The sequence below is a fragment of the Massilia sp. 9096 genome (assembly GCF_000745265.1).
Lineage (GTDB): Bacteria > Pseudomonadota > Gammaproteobacteria > Burkholderiales > Burkholderiaceae_D > Telluria.
In genome coordinates, this window is record NZ_JQNN01000001.1 from 400,684 (window position 1) to 416,278 (window position 15,595).

Annotated in this window: 12 protein-coding genes, 1 tRNA gene and 1 pseudogene; 11 read left to right on the forward strand and 3 right to left on the reverse strand. The window is 66.5% G+C overall.

Annotated features, from left to right (window positions below; translation table 11 throughout):
- Nucleotides 1–38: 38 nt before the first annotated feature.
- The 4 genes and pseudogenes from FA90_RS01705 to FA90_RS01715 all read left to right on the forward strand — a co-directional run bounded on the left by FA90_RS01705 (nucleotide 39) and on the right by FA90_RS01715 (nucleotide 2,696).
- Nucleotides 39–782 (forward strand): response regulator, encoded by a 744-nt coding sequence (locus FA90_RS01705; RefSeq protein ID WP_036165267.1) that lies wholly within the window; start codon nucleotides 39–41, stop codon nucleotides 780–782.
- Between the two features lie 487 nt (nucleotides 783–1,269).
- A pseudogene (locus FA90_RS27620) lies at nucleotides 1,270–1,491 on the forward strand (ATP-binding protein); the annotation flags it as partial.
- A gap of 112 nt (nucleotides 1,492–1,603) precedes the next feature.
- A complete protein-coding gene (locus FA90_RS24715) occupies nucleotides 1,604–2,032 on the forward strand; it encodes a response regulator (RefSeq protein WP_051971317.1) in 429 nt (142 codons plus the stop codon).
- Between the two features lie 28 nt (nucleotides 2,033–2,060).
- Nucleotides 2,061–2,696, forward strand: coding sequence for a hypothetical protein (locus FA90_RS01715; RefSeq protein WP_036165270.1), 636 nt, complete (start codon nucleotides 2,061–2,063; stop codon nucleotides 2,694–2,696).
- Here FA90_RS01715 and FA90_RS01720 read toward each other — a convergent pair whose 3' ends face one another.
- From FA90_RS01720 to FA90_RS01730, 3 genes are all read right to left on the reverse strand, one after another.
- Nucleotides 2,697–4,445 carry a hypothetical protein gene (locus tag FA90_RS01720; RefSeq protein ID WP_036165272.1) on the reverse strand — a complete coding sequence of 583 codons (1,749 nt, stop codon included), beginning with the start codon at nucleotides 4,443–4,445 and terminating at the stop codon, nucleotides 2,697–2,699.
- Between the two features lie 117 nt (nucleotides 4,446–4,562).
- The gene (locus tag FA90_RS01725) at nucleotides 4,563–6,653 is read right to left on the reverse strand and encodes a hypothetical protein (RefSeq protein WP_197065228.1); all 2,091 of its coding nucleotides are present in this window, start codon (nucleotides 6,651–6,653) and stop codon (nucleotides 4,563–4,565) included.
- 5 nt (nucleotides 6,654–6,658) lie between these two features.
- Nucleotides 6,659–6,733: transfer RNA gene (locus FA90_RS01730), tRNA-Arg, on the reverse strand.
- 174 nt (nucleotides 6,734–6,907) lie between these two features.
- Here FA90_RS01730 and FA90_RS01735 point away from each other — a divergent pair.
- The 7 genes from FA90_RS01735 to FA90_RS01765 all read left to right on the forward strand — a co-directional run bounded on the left by FA90_RS01735 (nucleotide 6,908) and on the right by FA90_RS01765 (nucleotide 15,559).
- On the forward strand, nucleotides 6,908–8,824 hold the full coding sequence (locus FA90_RS01735) for an ATP-binding cassette domain-containing protein (protein ID WP_036165274.1): 1,917 nt from the start codon (nucleotides 6,908–6,910) through the stop codon (nucleotides 8,822–8,824).
- A 55-nt stretch (nucleotides 8,825–8,879) separates the two neighbouring features.
- The gene (locus FA90_RS01740; RefSeq protein WP_156116548.1) at nucleotides 8,880–9,614 is read left to right on the forward strand and encodes a CAAX prenyl protease-related protein; all 735 of its coding nucleotides are present in this window, start codon (nucleotides 8,880–8,882) and stop codon (nucleotides 9,612–9,614) included.
- 39 nt (nucleotides 9,615–9,653) lie between these two features.
- Nucleotides 9,654–10,868, forward strand: coding sequence for an XrtB/PEP-CTERM-associated polysaccharide biosynthesis outer membrane protein EpsL (gene epsL / locus FA90_RS01745; protein WP_051971318.1), 1,215 nt, complete (start codon nucleotides 9,654–9,656; stop codon nucleotides 10,866–10,868).
- Between the two features lie 10 nt (nucleotides 10,869–10,878).
- Complete coding sequence (locus tag FA90_RS01750) at nucleotides 10,879–12,258, forward strand: undecaprenyl-phosphate glucose phosphotransferase (protein WP_036165276.1); 1,380 nt, start codon at nucleotides 10,879–10,881, stop codon at nucleotides 12,256–12,258.
- Between the two features lie 95 nt (nucleotides 12,259–12,353).
- The gene (gene gmd / locus FA90_RS01755) at nucleotides 12,354–13,469 is read left to right on the forward strand and encodes a GDP-mannose 4,6-dehydratase (RefSeq protein ID WP_036165279.1); all 1,116 of its coding nucleotides are present in this window, start codon (nucleotides 12,354–12,356) and stop codon (nucleotides 13,467–13,469) included.
- A gap of 3 nt (nucleotides 13,470–13,472) precedes the next feature.
- Nucleotides 13,473–14,453, forward strand: a complete 981-nt coding sequence (locus tag FA90_RS01760; protein ID WP_036165282.1) for a GDP-L-fucose synthase — start codon at nucleotides 13,473–13,475, stop codon at nucleotides 14,451–14,453.
- Between the two features lie 95 nt (nucleotides 14,454–14,548).
- Nucleotides 14,549–15,559, forward strand: coding sequence for an EpsD family peptidyl-prolyl cis-trans isomerase (locus tag FA90_RS01765; protein WP_036165286.1), 1,011 nt, complete (start codon nucleotides 14,549–14,551; stop codon nucleotides 15,557–15,559).
- Nucleotides 15,560–15,595 lie beyond the last annotated feature (36 nt).

Consider the following 15,595-nt stretch of genomic DNA (forward strand, 5'->3'; position numbering starts at 1 on the left):
TGACGTCTTCGATGACGCCTGGGCACCGAGGAGATGACATGAAAATTCTGATCGTGGACGACGACGTGGTCGCGCGCATGGTGCTGATGCATCTGATCGATAGTGCGCTGGCCGGCCGCTGCGTGGTGCTGGAAGCCGAGGACGGCGAGGACGCCTGGGGCAAGCTCGAAGCCGGCGCCGCCGGCGGCCTGCCGGCGATGGTGTTTTGCGACCTGCGCATGCCGCGCCTGTCCGGCATGGAGCTGCTGGCGCGGATCAAGGCCGACGCGCGCTTTGCCGCGCTGCCCTTCGTGCTGGCCTCGGCCGCGGGCGACGCCGCCACCATGCAGCAGGCGCTCGACCTGGGCGCGCACGGTGTGATCGCCAAACCGTTCGACGGCGCCGCCGTGGCGGCGCAGCTGGCGCGCCTGGAGACGATGGGCGGCGCCGGCATGCTCGACGAGGGCCCGCTGGCGAGCGCGCGCCGGCTCGGCATCGGCGTCGAGCGCCTGCAGGTCTACCTGGGCGGCCTGGAACGCCAGCTGGGGGCGGCCGGCGCCGACATCGATGCGCTGCTGGCGGCCGGCCAGCCAGACGCCGCGCGCGCCGTGCTGGACAAGCTCGGCGAGGGCTGCCGCACGCTCGGCCTGCATGGCGCCGCCGCCGCCCTCGCGCGCGCCCCTGTGCCGGCGGACGCGCAGGCGGGCGTGCCTGTGGGCGTCGCGCTCGCGGACGCGCGCACGGCCGTGCTGCGCCAGGCCGAGGCGGTGCGCAGGCTGCGCGCCGGCGACGAGCGCGCATGAGCGCACGGACGGCGCGCGCCGACTGGTGCAATCGGCCGCGCCGCCGCGCCGAATCTCATTAGAATGGTCGACTTTGCACGACCGTGGATCGTATCGGCACGCCGGCATGCCGGCGGACCACGGTAACGCGAGCGACCATGATGACCAACAGCGCGATGCGCACCGGCGCGACGACCAGCAGCGAGCCATCCAGCCTGACTTTCCTGACTGGCGGCGGCGAGATGGCCGCACGCATCGCCGGCCACGACTGGGCCGCAACAAAGCTCGGCCCGATCGAGCGCTGGCCGGCGTCTCCGGCCACCTCGAGCTGATGAAGCTGCGCCTGCGCATGGGCCAGGCCCAGGACCTGCCGGCGCGCATCGACGCCGCGCTCGGCCCGACCATCTCCGTGCGCACGCGCCTGACGGTGGGCCTGTGGACCACGCTGTGCGATCCCAACCAGCTGGGAAGCGCGCTGCTCAATCTGACCAACAACGCGCGCGACGCCATGCTCGAGGGCGGATCGATCGACATCGAGACCGGCAACGCCACCGTCACCCCTGGCCAGGCCGGCGAGTACGTGCTGGTGAGCGTGCGCGACAGCGGCGCCTGCATGCCGCCGGACGTGCTGGCGCACGCCTTCGATCCCTTCTTCACCACCAAACCGATGGGGCAGGGCACGGGCCTGGGCCTGTCGATGGTGTACGGCTTCGCGCGCCAGTCGGGCGGCGCCGTGCGCATCGAATCGGCGCCCGGCCAGGGCGCCGAGGCGCGCCTGCTGCTGCCGCGCCACGTGCACGAGGTCCCTGCACCGGCGGCGTGCGAGCCATGCGAGACGTACGATGGCGCAGCGCCGCTGGCCGCCCAGTCGCAAGGGACTTGTGCTGGTGGTCGACGACGAGGAAGACATCCGCACCGTCACGGCCGAGGTGTTGCAGGTGCCGGGCTACACGGTGCTGCAGGCGGCCGACGCGCCACAGGCGCTGCGCCAGCTGCAAGAGCAGGGCGGACAGAGGCTGCCGGACATGCTGGTGACCGACATCGGCCTGTCGAACGGCATGAACGGGCGCCAGCTGGCCGACCAGGTGCGCACCCAGTGGCCGCAGCTGCCGGTGCTCATGGTCACCGGCTACGCCGAAAGCACGGTGATGAAGAACGAGACGCTGCCGGCGCAGGTGGAGCTGCTGACCAAGCCGTTCGCCATGCACGCGCTGGTGGGCAAGGTCGAGGCAATGCTGGCCACGGCCGCGTCGGCGCCGGAGCCGGCTTGAGCGCCGGCTGAGCGAAGTTCGATCCGGCATGCGCGAGCGCGGCATCCTGTTCTCGAACCCGATGGTGCGCGCGCTGCTGGCCGGGACCAAGACCCAGACGCGGCGCGCCCTGTGCGCCCAATCCGCCGGCCCGCTAGATGATGCGGTCCTGGCTACACTGCGGCGCCGCTTCGGCGCGCCGGGCGACCGCCTGTGGGTGCGCGAAAGCTACGTGGCCTTCGGGCACTGGCAGAGGCGCCATAACGCAGGCAAGGGGCGCGAGGAGTGGTTCTTCACCGACCTGACACTGGCGTCCGGCTTCGCTTACCGTTTCGACGGCGCCGACCCGCATGCGGCGCGCGGCCTTGACGCCGCACCGACTTGGCATCCGCGTCCGGCGCTGTTCATGCCGCGCGCGGCGTGCCGTATCCTGCTCGAGGTGACCGACGTGCGCGCCGAGCGGCTGCACGAGATCGGCCCGGCCGATGCGATCGCGGAGGGCATCCTGCGCGCCGGCGACGGGTTCGCGCCGGCGGACGCGCCCGCAGGCCCGGACGCGCCGGCGTGCACGACGCCGGATCCGGTGCTGGCCTATCGCGCCGTGTGGGAAAGGATCAACGGGGCGGGCAGCTGGGACGCCAACCCATGGGTGGCGGTGGTGACGTTTCGGCGGCTGGCGCGGTGATCAGGGCGCGCTGGTCCGGCGCCGCCTGCCCGCTGCAAAGATCGCCGCCGCCGCGAGCACCAGCCCAACCACCGAAACCAGCTTGCCGGCACGCTCCTGCAGCGTTTCCGGCATCGCGAGTTCGATGTCGTGGCGGCCAGGCGCGACCTGCACGCGCACCAGGTCGCCGCTGCCGGTCGACAGCATGCGGCAGCTTGCGGCGGTGCCGGCAGGGTCGCCGGCGGCGCGGCACGTCCAGCCGGTATAGTTGAACTGCTTGGCCAGTACCTCGGTCGGGGCGGCGGCGTCGATCCGGAACACGATGCTGCGCGGTTCCCAGCGCAGCAGGTCGAGCGAGGCGCTGCGCGCGCCGCCGCCGGCGCCGGCGCCGAGCGCCAGCCTGGCGCCGCCGGCGAAACGGCCGGCGTTGCCGATCGTGTCACCCAGCGTGTATTCGGGCGTCTCGTGGGTGTCGGCCAGTCCCGGCATGCCGAATCTCGACGGGGCATGCTGGAACATGGCGATGTTGATCGCGGCCAGGGCCAGCAGCGGCAAGATGTCGCGCCACGGTGAACGCGGCCGCAGTGCGCGCAGGAACAGCACGCTGGACAGGGCCAGCAGCAGGGTTTGCGCGGTCTGCAGGCGCCACGGAAACTGGATCTTCTGCGCGAACGGCAGCAGCGTCCAGATGGGGGCGCTGAAGCGCGTCATCATGAACGACAGGAGGACGGTGCCGATCACAGTGGCCACGGCAAGCCGGCGCCATGTGGCGCGCGCATCGTCGCGCCGGCCCGGCGCGGACAGGGGGGCGCTGGCCAGCACGAAGGTCAGCGTAGCCTGCAGCAGGCCGGACATGTCGAATGCGCGCTTGGACACCGGATTGGGCGCGAACATCAGCCAGTTATAGAAATTGTAGTAGCCGGTATAGAGTTCGCTGGTGTGGATGTACTTTTGCTGGGTCAGCGCCGTCGCCAGATACAGTCCGGCGATCAGGACCGCGCTGCAGGCGGCGGCGCCCGCCCACGCCAGCACGTCCCAGCGCCGCGCAGGCAGCGCCAGCAGGCCGGCGTAGACCAGCGCCGTCGGCACCAGGATCAGTGCCGACGGCGCGTGGCTCAACAGCAAGCCGCTCACGCCCAGGATGGTGAGTGCGACACCGGCACGGCGCCGCGACGCCAGCAGATGCAGCCCGGCGAAGGCGAACGGCGCCCAGGCGAGGCCCCACAGTTCGGCGTAGGCGGTGCGGAAATAGGTATCGACGAACAGGTGATAAGGCGCGAGGGTGTACACCATGGCGCCGATCAAGGCCGTGTTGCGTTCGCGCGTCACCTGCTTGAGCCAGGTGAACGCGCCAACGGCGCCGACGAAGCAAGCCAGGGTGATGGCGATTGCCAGGCGTCGATGCAGCCATGCGATGCCGTCCGAGGCGGGCGCCAGCAGCGCCGCGACGAAATGCGGCAGCGGCGGATAGATGAAGAACGCCGGGCTGCCGAAACCATCGGCGAGGTCGCGGATCCAGCGCGGGAACGGGTCGCTGTCCCACATCTGGCGGCTGTAGAAGTATTGCCAGCGCAAGTGCGACGCGCTGTCGTCGCCGGTGCTCGGCAAGCCCCAGATCAGCATCGGCAGCAGCAAACCCAGCGACACGAAAAAAAGCAGCAGGACCGGACGCGGGCGGCGCGCGAGCCCCGTCGTCAATCGCTCAATGCCTTGGGTGCCGATGGCGATATCGGCGGTTTCTGCTTCGACGACGACCGGAGGAGCGCTCATGAACGTGACCTCAGCCTGGGCGGCTGAATTTATTAGTATATTTCAATAATCATATCGGAACATAACCGTTGGATGTCAATGATTTTTGATTTTCGGTAACCCTACCTATTCATTGTGTCAGGTAAAGCCATCGGGCCTGACGGCCAGGTAAACCGTGCTCCACAACTGCGCGGCGCATGCTTCGTCGCCCTCGGCGCTTTCCCAGCTGGCCAGGAAGGGCTGGCCGCCGCGCGGCTGCCAGCTCCACAGCTCGCCCGCGCTGCCGGCCTGCATCGCCAGGATCCCTTGCCACAGCGCGCGTCCGGCCGCAAGCAGCGCGCTGCGCGTGGCCGCAGGTAGGTCGGCACGCGCCAGCTGGCGCCGGATGCCCGAGGCCAGCATGGCTTGCTGCCACGACCAGACCACGGTGCCGTGGTAATCCTTGCGCGTGAATAACCGTTGCATGCCGTCCGGCGCGTAAGCCGGATTGGCGACGACCACGCCGACCGGCGTGCGCAGACCGGCGGGGAAGGGCATCAGGATTTGGGCGGCGACGGCGTCGAGATAGGCGGGCGCGGGGTCGAGAAATTGCAGCACGAAGCTGGAATCGGTATGCATCACCGGGACCGGCTGGCCGTCGGCGCCGAGCGCCAGCGCATCGAAGCGCACCGGCCCTTCGATCGCCTGCAGCGCCGGCGCCGGGTCGAGCGCCGAGGCGCGCGCGTACGCGCCCGCCTGCGTGCGCGCCTGCGCGGCCGGCGTCGTGACCTGGAATAGGCGCCCGGTGTCGCTCCAGGGCCCGGCCAGGCCGGCGGCGCGCGCCGCCGCCGCATCCTGCTTGCCGAGCAGGCCACTGCGGTACAGCCGCTCGGCCGCACGCAACGCCGCCGGCGCCAGGGCCACGTTGACGTCGAACGGGTAGCGCCCGCCGCCGAGGCCATTGCTCGAATCGCGCCAGTTTCCGACCGGGGTGTTGAACTTCAGGGCGATCAGGTTGGAGAAATGCGGCCTGGCCGCGTACGGCGCCGCCAGGCGCAGCACGCGTTCCAGGTTGGCCGCCACCAGCGTGTCGTAGCGCTGCCCGGATGCCGTGCGGCGCGCCAGGAAGGCGGCGGCGCGCGCGGCGCCGCTGGGCTGATCCAATACATAAGCGGCCAGCACCGGCGCCAGGATGAAGTCGCCGTCGATCATCTTGTAATCGCGTACCGGCGTTTCATGCTCGGCCAGCGGGCGCGCGGCGCGGCGGTTTTCCAGCACGGCGAACTCGCCGATCGCATCCTCGTGCGCCACGCTGCCGTCCGGCGCCAGCCGTTCCAGGACCGAGGCCAGCGCCGCTTCGATCGCGGGCGGCTGCAGGACCGGCATCAGCATCGCCGTCGAGAGCAGCGTGTCGCGGCCGAAGTAGGTGAGAAAGCGCCACGATCCAGCCGAAAAATTCTCCGCCGACGCCAGGAAGGCCAGCGCCTGCCGGTCGCGCGGACGGTCGGCGGCATCGGCGGTGAGCAGGTCGGCCATGGCGAACGGCGTCAGCGGCGCATAGTCGAGCAGGGCGGTGACACGCAGGTGGATCGCGCCGTCGGGGCCGGCCAGCAGCGCATGGTTGCCGTCTTCTTTTACCAAGCGGGTACCGCGTTCGGGCGCGACGCGCAGTTCGAGCCGGTGCTTGCCCTCGATCGAGCGGCGGTGGAAGACCAGTCCGGCCTGCCCCTTGTCGTCAGTGCGGTCCACCCGGCAGGCCAGCTCGGGCGGCAGCGTTCTGGCGCCGCCGGTGACGTAGTCGCGCAGGTTACGGACGTTCGCCAGCACCACGCCGGCGACGTCGAGCCGGCGCGCGTCGCTGCGCAAGTGGGCGCTGACGCCGCGCAAGCCGTCCGGCTGCTCGACGCCTTCGGGGCGCGTGCCCGGCGCGATGCCGAGCGCGGCCGGTTTGCCGGCGCTCTCGAACCACAGGCCCATGCCGGTGTTCCCGGCCGGGAAGGCGACGATCAGGCGCGGACGCGCGCCGTGGTTGGCCTGGAGGTGGGCGGCAATGCGTTCGTGACGGTAGAAGTGGTGCTCGACGCCGGGTTCGGTGATATCGAACTGGAGCAGTTCGCCGGATGGCGGGGCGGTGGGAGTGGACGGGTCGGCGTTTGCCGCGCAGGGTGAAACGGCGAGCGCCAGGCTCAAGGCGAGGAAATCGCGGCGCGACGCACCGGCTGCAGGTAAGTGTGATTCGATCTCGGTCAACTGAATGGTCCCCCCGACTGGAATCGAACCAGTATCCCACGCTTAGGAGGCATGTGCACTATCCATTGTGCTACGGGGAGGACGCTGCGGTCCGGCGAGCGAGCCCTGCGGGCAGGTCGTTATCGTGAACCGTCCGCAATTATAGCCGAGGAATAGGGGAAGATTGGAAGTGCCGGGCCTACAGTCGGTACAATGGCCGTTTTCTTCACTCGTTCATTGACCGTGCGCTCGCGCGTGCGGCGCGCATACTCAACATGGCTGTCATCTCTCTCTCCAACGCGCAATTGGCCTTCGGCCACGTGGCGCTGCTCGACCACGCCGACTTCTCGCTGGAAGCCGGCGAGCGCGTCGGCCTCATCGGTCGCAACGGCACCGGCAAGTCTTCGCTGCTGAAAATTATCTCCGGGCGCTCGAAGCTCGACGACGGCCTGCTGGTCCAGCAGCAGGGCGTGACCATCGCCTACGTCGAACAGGAGCCGTCCTTCGATCCGGACAGCACCGTGTTCGAAGCGGTCGCCGGCGGCATGGGCGAACAGCAAGCCATGCTGGCCGAGTACGAGTCGCTGACCGGCCAGTTCGGCCAAGGCGACGATGACGCCCTCATGGAGCGCATGCACGTGCTGCAAGCCAAGCTGGATGCAAGCGACGCCTGGAATTTGCAGAACAAGGTCGCCACCGCGCTCGACCGCCTCGGCCTGAACGGCGAGGCGAAGATGGGCACGCTGTCGGGCGGTATGCAAAAGCGCGTGGCGCTGGCGGTGGCGCTGGTCGCCGGCCCCGACGTGCTGCTGCTGGACGAGCCGACCAACCACCTCGACTTCACTTCGATCCAGTGGCTCGAAGGCCTGCTGCGCGAATTCCGCGGTTCGGTGCTGTTCATCACCCACGACCGCCGTTTCCTCGACAACGTCGCGACCCGCATCATCGAGCTCGACCGCGGACGTTTGTTGTCGTTCCCCGGCAACTTCAGCAAGTATCAAGAGCGCAAGAAAGAGCTGCTGGCCAACGAAGAAGTCGAGAACGCCAAGTTCGACAAGTTCCTGGCCCAGGAAGAGGTATGGATCCGCAAGGGCGTGCAGGCGCGCCGCACGCGCGACGAAGGCCGTGTACGGCGCCTGGAAGCCTTGCGCGTGCAGCGCAGCGACCGGCGCGACCAGCAGGGCCAGGTCAAGCTCGACGTCGGCACCGGCGAGCGCTCGGGCAAGATCGTCGCCGAGCTGGAAAATGTCTCCAAGCATTACGGCGAGAAGGTGATCATCCAGGATTTCAGCGGCATCATCCTGCGCGGCGACAAGGTCGGCTTGATCGGTCCCAACGGCGCCGGTAAAACGACTTTGCTGAAGATCATCCTTGGCGAAGAAACCGCCGACAGCGGCACCGTCAAGCTCGGCACGAAGTTGAACGTGGCCTATTTCGACCAGATGCGCGCGCAGCTGAACGAGGAAGCCTCGCTGGCCGACACGATTTCGCCGGGCAGCGACTGGGTCGAAGTCAACGGCCAGCGCAAGCACGTGATGAGCTATCTGGGCGATTTCCTGTTCGCGCCGGAACGCGCGCGTTCGCCGGTGAAATCGCTGTCCGGCGGCGAGCGCAATCGCCTGCTGCTGGCGCGCCTGTTCGCCAAGCCGGCCAACTGCCTGGTGCTGGACGAGCCGACCAACGACCTCGACATCGATACCCTCGAACTGCTCGAGGAACTGCTGGCCGAATACAGCGGCACCGTGTTCCTGGTCAGCCACGACCGCACTTTCCTCGACAACGTCGTGACCCAAGTCATCGTGTCCGAAGGGCAGGGCGTGTGGCGCGACTATGTTGGCGGCTACAGCGACTGGGAGCGGGTCAGGTCGAGCGCGCCTGCGGCGCAGGCGGCCAAGCCGGCGCCGGCGCCGGCGAAAAGCGCGGATCCGTCCGCCAGCGCACAGAGCAGCGTTGCCAAAAAGGTAAAGATGAGCTACAAAGAGCAGCGTGAGCTGGAAGAACTTCCCAAGCTCATCGCCAGCCTGGAAGACGAGCAGTCGGCGATCACGGCGCAGCTGAACGCGCCGGATTTCTACAAGACCAATCCGGCCGATGGGCGTCGCATGAACGCGCGTTTCGCCGAGATCGAGGAATTGCTGCTCGACGCGCTGGAACGCTGGGAACGCCTGGAGGCGCGCAGCCGGGGCGAGTGAGCACTCATTAGTAAACAGCGACGCGAACGAGCGGGCCTGCCCGCCATGGAGACAGATGAGCGAACATGACGACCGCTACGCCACGCCTGCCGCGCCGCGCGTGGCGGCAAAGCCAGGCGGCGCGCCCATGTTCAATCGCGCCGCCTGGCTGCGCATCCTGCCGTTCGCCGTCTACATGGCGTTCATCGCCATCGCCGAGCTCCTGACGCGCGCCGGTGCGCCTCCCGGCGTGCTGCGCTGGCTGTACCCGCTCAAGGTCGGCCTGGTCGCGGTGCTGCTGGCGCTGTTCTGGCGCCGCTACGAAGAACTGAAGCGTTTTTCGCTTGCCCCTGCCGCCATCCTGACGGCGCTGGCCACCGGCATCGTGGTGCTGGTCCTGTGGGTCAGCCTGGATGCCGGCTGGATGGTGGTCGGCGCCTCGCCCGGCTACGACCCGCGCGTGGCCGGGCGCATCGATTGGCTGCTGGTGGCGATCCGCATCGCGGGCGCCGCGCTGGTCGTACCCATCATGGAAGAATTGTTCTGGCGCTCTTTCTTGATGCGCTGGATCGATGAGTTGGACTTCCAAACCGTTGAGCCACCTCAACTCAGCCTAAAAAGCTTTTCTATTGCCGTACTCCTGTTCGGTTTCGAGCATAACCTTTGGCTGGCCGGCATCGTCGCGGGCGCAGCCTACAGCTGGTTGTACATGCGCTTTCGCAATTTGTGGACGCCAATCCTGGCCCATGCCGTGACCAACGGCCTGCTGGGACTATGGGTGGTCCAGACCGGCAACTGGTCGTTCTGGTAATCCGCCAGATCCCCACAAACTCGAAAGCGAAGCTCAGCCATGTCGATTGCCTATGCGGGCGTGCGTCCGCTCGTCCTGTTGTCGTGCATCGTCATCGCGGCCACGGCCACGGCCAGCGCCGGACCGGACGATGCCTTGCACCTGTATGCCGGCCTCGGCTATGGCCACGACGATAATCTGCTGCGCGTACCGGACAATTTTCCGGGTTTCGATAACACACGCGCCGATTCGTGGTGGTCGCGCGAAGGCGGTTTGATCTTCGATAAGACTTATAGCCTCCAGCGGATTTCGCTCGTTGCGAAATTGTCGAAATACGACTTCGACCATTTCAAGCAACTGAATTATGACGGCAAGGACATTCAAGCCAGTTGGTACTGGCAGGTCGGCAATCATCTCAACGGCAAGATCGGCGCGACCTATAACCAGACGCTGGCCCCCTACACCGACTTCGCCAGCGACCAGCGCAACCTGCGCCGCTCGCGCAGCCGCTACGCCGAAGGCACCTGGCGCTTTCACGCCGCGTGGCAGGCGCGCGCCGGCTTCCAGCGCGACGTCTACGCCTACGAGCTGGCCGGGGAGCGCTACAACAACCGCAGCGAGAACACGACCGAGCTCGAACTCGACTACATCGCCCGCAGCGCCAGCACGGTCGGTCTGGTCGCGCGCCGGGTCAAGGGAGCGTATCCGTTCCCGCGTCCGATCGGCAACGTGCTGCTGAACGACGACTTCACCCAGGACGAACTCAAGGCGCGCGTGAAGTGGAACGTGACCGGATCGAGCAGCATCGACGCACTGATCGGCTATCTCTGGCGCGACCAGCCGTCCTATGGTCCCGGCAGGACCCGCGGCGGCGCCGGCCGGGTCAACCTGAGTTACCAGCCGGGCGGCAAGACCAGCTACACGGCGTCCGTGTCGCGCGACTTCGCGCCGCTCGAAAGCACCCTGGTCAGCTATACCCTGAACAATGGCGCCGCGGTCGGTGCGCAGTGGGACGCGACCGCCAAGATCCATGTCAATGCCGATTTCTCGGCCGAGCGCCGCAACTACAATGCGCGCCAGGCCCTGAACGTGCCCGGCGGCGCCAACCTGCGCGATTCGATCCGCAACGCCAGCGTGCGCGCGACCTGGACGCCGCGTCCGCTGCTGCACCTCACGGCCGGCGTGGCGCATCAGTCGCGCAGCGGTTCGATCGTGATCGGCACCGGCAGCTTCCGTTCCAACAGCATCACGTTGTCGGCCAGCGCGCAGTTCTGAGCATCGCGTCATGACCGTCAACGACATCCCGCTGATCTCGTTCTTCCAGCGCGTGCTGGATCCATTGATCGTCATGGGTACGCTGTATCTGTCGGCCGTGCTGTACCACGAGCCGTTCTCCGGCTACATGCTGGTGCTGATGATCCTGGCCTTCTTCATTTCGTCCGCGGTGTACCAGCACATCGATCCCTACCGTACCTGGCGCAGCGGCCGCATGTGGGCGTACGCGCGCGATACCGTGTTCGGCTGGTGCGTGACGATCGCGGTGCTGCTGTTCCTCGGCTCGTCCAGCGGCCTCAAATACTATTACGACGAGCGCGTGGTGCTGGCCTGGTTCGTCGCCGTACCGGTGGTGCTGCTCTCCAGCCACATCGCCGTGCGCCTGGCCAAGCGTCCCGAGCGCAGCAAGGAAGTGCGCTCGGCGGTGGTGGTCGGCGTCAACGACGTCGGGCTGAAGTTCGCCGGCATCTGCGAGCGCCACCCGAACCTGTTCATGCAGGTGCGCGGCTTTTTCGACGACCGCACCGACGACCGCCATCCCGCCGGCCTGCGCCACCCGGTGCTGGGCAAGACCGGCGAGCTGACGGAATACGTGCGCGCGCACGGCATCAAGATGATCTTCATCAGCCAGCCGATCTCCGCCCAGCCGCGCATCCGCCGGTTGATCAACGAACTGCAGGACACCACGGCGTCGGTCTATTTCCTGCCCGACGTCTACATCTTCGACCTGATGCAGGCGCGTTTCGACAATGTCGGCGGCATGCCCGTCATTGCCATCTGCGAGACCCCGTTCATGGGCGTGAACAGCACGATCAAGCGCGCCTCGGACGTCTTCCTGGCAGGCGTGATCCTGCTGCTGCTGTCGCCGCTGATGCTGGCGATCGCACTGGCCGTGAAGCTCAGTTCGCCCGGGCCGGTGATCTTCCGCCAGCGCCGCTACGGACTGTACGGCGAAGACATCGTGGTCTACAAATTCCGTTCGATGACGGTCATGGAAAACGACGGGAACGTGGTGCAGGCGCGCCGCAACGACGGGCGCGTGACCCGCATCGGCAGCATCCTGCGCCGCACCTCGCTCGATGAGCTGCCGCAATTTATTAACGTGCTGCAAGGGCGGATGAGCATCGTCGGCCCGCGCCCGCATGCGGTCGCGCACAACGAACAATATCGCAAGCTGATCAAGGGCTACATGCTGCGTCATAAAGTCAAACCAGGCATCACGGGTTGGGCGCAGGTCAATGGCTTGCGCGGAGAAACCGCCACGCTGGACAAGATGCAAGCGCGTATCCAGTACGACCTCGATTATCTGCGCAACTGGTCGTTGTGGCTGGACCTGTGGATCGTGATCCGGACAGTGAAGGTGGTGCTCAAACGCGAAAACGCGTTTTGATCACGCTCGAAGAGAATGACCGGCGCTGAGCTGACTTGTATCGGGGTTGAGGGGGCAGTTCCGATCTACATCAACTAACTGTTGGGATGGGATACATGAAAAAGGCGCTGATCACGGGAGTCACTGGACAGGATGGTTCCTACCTGGCCGAACTGCTGCTCTCCAAGGGCTACGAAGTGCACGGCATCAAGCGGCGCGCATCGCAATTCAACACCGAGCGTATCGACCATATCTACCAGGACCCGCACGCGGAGAATCAGAACTTCTTCTTGCATTACGGCGACTTGTCCGATCCCTCGAACCTGAACCGCATCATGTACGAGGTCAAGCCGGACGAGGTCTACAACCTGGGCGCGATGAGCCACGTCGCGGTCTCGTTCGAATCGCCCGAGTACACCGCCGACGTCGACGGCATCGGCGCCTTGCGTCTGCTGGAAGCGATCCGATTTCTCGGCCTGGAAAAGACCACGCGCTTCTACCAGGCCTCGACCTCCGAGCTGTACGGCCTGGTGCGCGAGACGCCGCAGCGCGAAACCACGCCGTTCTATCCGCGCAGTCCTTATGCGGTCGCAAAACTGTACGCGTATTGGATTACGGTCAATTACCGCGAGGCGTATGGCATGTATGCCTGCAATGGCATCCTGTTCAATCACGAATCGCCGCGGCGAGGCGAGACCTTCGTCACCCGCAAAATCACGCGCGGGCTGGCCAATATCGCGCAAGGTCTTGAGCGGCAACTGTTCCTAGGCAATTTGGACGCCTTGCGCGACTGGGGTCATGCGCGCGACTACGTCGAGATGCAATGGCTGATGCTGCAGCAGGATACACCCGAGGATTTCGTGATCGCGACCGGACGCCAGTATTCGGTGCGCCGCTTCGTCGAACTGGCTGCGCGCGAACTCGGTATCGAGATCGCCTGGCAGGGGGAGGGCGTGCACGAGCGCGGCGTGGTCGCGTCCGTGAATGGAGACAATGCGCCTGGGGTTGCGACAGGCCAAGCGATCATCGTCGTCGATCCTCAATACTTCCGCCCGACAGAAGTCGAAACGCTGCTGGGCGATCCGGGCAAGGCGCGCGAGCGCCTGGGCTGGGAGCCGCGCACCAGCTTCGAGTCGCTGGTGCAGGAGATGGTAGCCCGCGACCTCGACACGGCGCGTCGCCACAAGCTGTTGGCATCGCATGGTTACAACGTTGCAATTTCATTGGAGTGAACGTTGAATACTCAAGCCCGCATCTACGTGGCCGGCCATGCCGGTCTGGTCGGCTCGGCCATCGTGCGCGCGCTGCGCGCGCAAGGACACACCGATATCGTAACGCGCAGCCATGCCGAGCTGGAACTGACCGACCAGGCCCAGGTCCGCGGCTTCTTCCGCAGCCAACGCGTGGACGAGGTCTACCTGGCCGCCGCCAAGGTCGGCGGCATCCACGCCAACAATACCTATCCGGCCGACTTCATCTACGACAACATGATGGTGGAAGCCAACGTCGTGCACGAGGCACGCGCGAGCGGCGTGCAAAAGCTGCTGTTCCTCGGCTCGTCCTGCATTTACCCACGCCTGGCGCCGCAGCCGATACGGGAGGAGTATCTGATGGGCGGCGCGCTGGAGCCGACCAACGAGCCGTACGCAATGGCCAAGATCGCCGGCATCAAGCTGTGCGAGAGCTACAACCGCCAGTACGGCACCGACTACCGCAGCGTGATGCCGACCAATCTCTACGGTCCTGGCGACAACTACCACCCAGAAAACAGCCACGTGATTCCGGCCCTGCTGCGGCGCTTCCACGAAGCCCGGCAGGGCAATGCGCCGGAAGTCGTAATCTGGGGCAGCGGCAAGCCGATGCGCGAATTCCTCTACGTCGACGACATGGCCGCGGCTTGCCTTCACGTGATGAACCTCGACCGCGATACCTATGTCGCGCACACCGATCCGATGCATTCGCACATCAACGTCGGCACCGGCGAAGACGTCACGATCGCCGAGCTGGCGCGCCTGGTCGGCGAGACCGTCGGCTATCGCGGCCGCATCGTGTTCGATACCAGCAAGCCCGACGGCACGCCGCGCAAGCTGCTCGACGTGGGCAAGCTCAAGCAGCTCGGCTGGCAAGCCAGCACGTCACTGCAGGAAGGTCTGCGTCGTACCTACCAGGCTTTTGCCATGCAGGCGGCGGAGCAGGACAAGCTCGCCCCAGCCTGAAGACGCGCGGCCGTGCAGCGTGCCTGCGTGGCCGTGTGCGTGCGGACGCCGCGTTCATCCGAGTCACTACCTTGAACAATATTCACCAGGCTGCCATGAAGACGATATCGTTTCCCTCACTACCCAAGCGTGCGCTGTGCGCTGCACTGATCCTGGCCACCGCCACCTTGAGCGGCTGCGGCGACAAGGTGAAGGAAAGAAAGCCGGGGCAGGCCCTGGCGAGCGTGAACGGCGAGGAAGTCACGATGCTCCAGCTGAACGAGGAAATGCAGCGCGCCAGCGTGCCCGCTACCCGGCAGGATACGGCCAGCAAGCAATTGCTGCAGGTGCTGATCGACCGCACGCTGCTGGAAGAGGCGGCGGCCAAGGAAAGCCTCGACCGGGACCCGAAAGTCATGCAGGCGATCGACCGCGCGCGTGCGCTGATCGTCGCCCAGGCTTACCTGCAAAAGCGCATCGGCAACGTGGCGCGGCCGACGCCCGCCGAGGTGGAAGATTACTTCAACAAGCACCCGGGGCTTTTCTCTAACCGCAAACAGTTCAGCATGGACGAACTCGTGATCGCCACCAACGACCTGACGCCCGAAGTGCGCGGCGCAGCCGACCGTGCGAAGTCGCTGGAAGAAGTGGCGGTCTGGCTGGATGCCCGCAAGATCAAGTATGGCCGCAGCCAGATCACGCGCAGCACGGCTGACGTGCCCGAACCGCTCTCGAGCAAGCTGCTTGGTCAACCGAAAGGGCAGCTGTTCGTGATCAAGGAAGAGCCGCGTGCGGTTTTCATTGCCGTGACCGAAATCAAGGATGCGCCTGTCAGTCTGCAGGCGGCTTCGAGCCAGATCGAGCAGTACCTGATGGCCCAGAAAAACAGGGAGCTGGCTGCGGCGGAACTGCAGCGCCTGCGCGCCAACGCCCGGATCGAATACATCAACAAATCGATGATGCCCGACACCGCGCCGGGGGCGCTGCCCGCCGGCGCTCCGCCGAGCAGCACCGTGGCCGGCGCAGGGCCGGCGGCGGCGCTCGGCACGGTCCCGCGCATCGCGCCGGCCGGCAACGTCGGCGCGGACAAGGACGCACTGGCCCGTGGTGTCGCCGGCATGAAGTGACAAAAAAGCAGATTTATCTTGACGAGCACGAAGGAG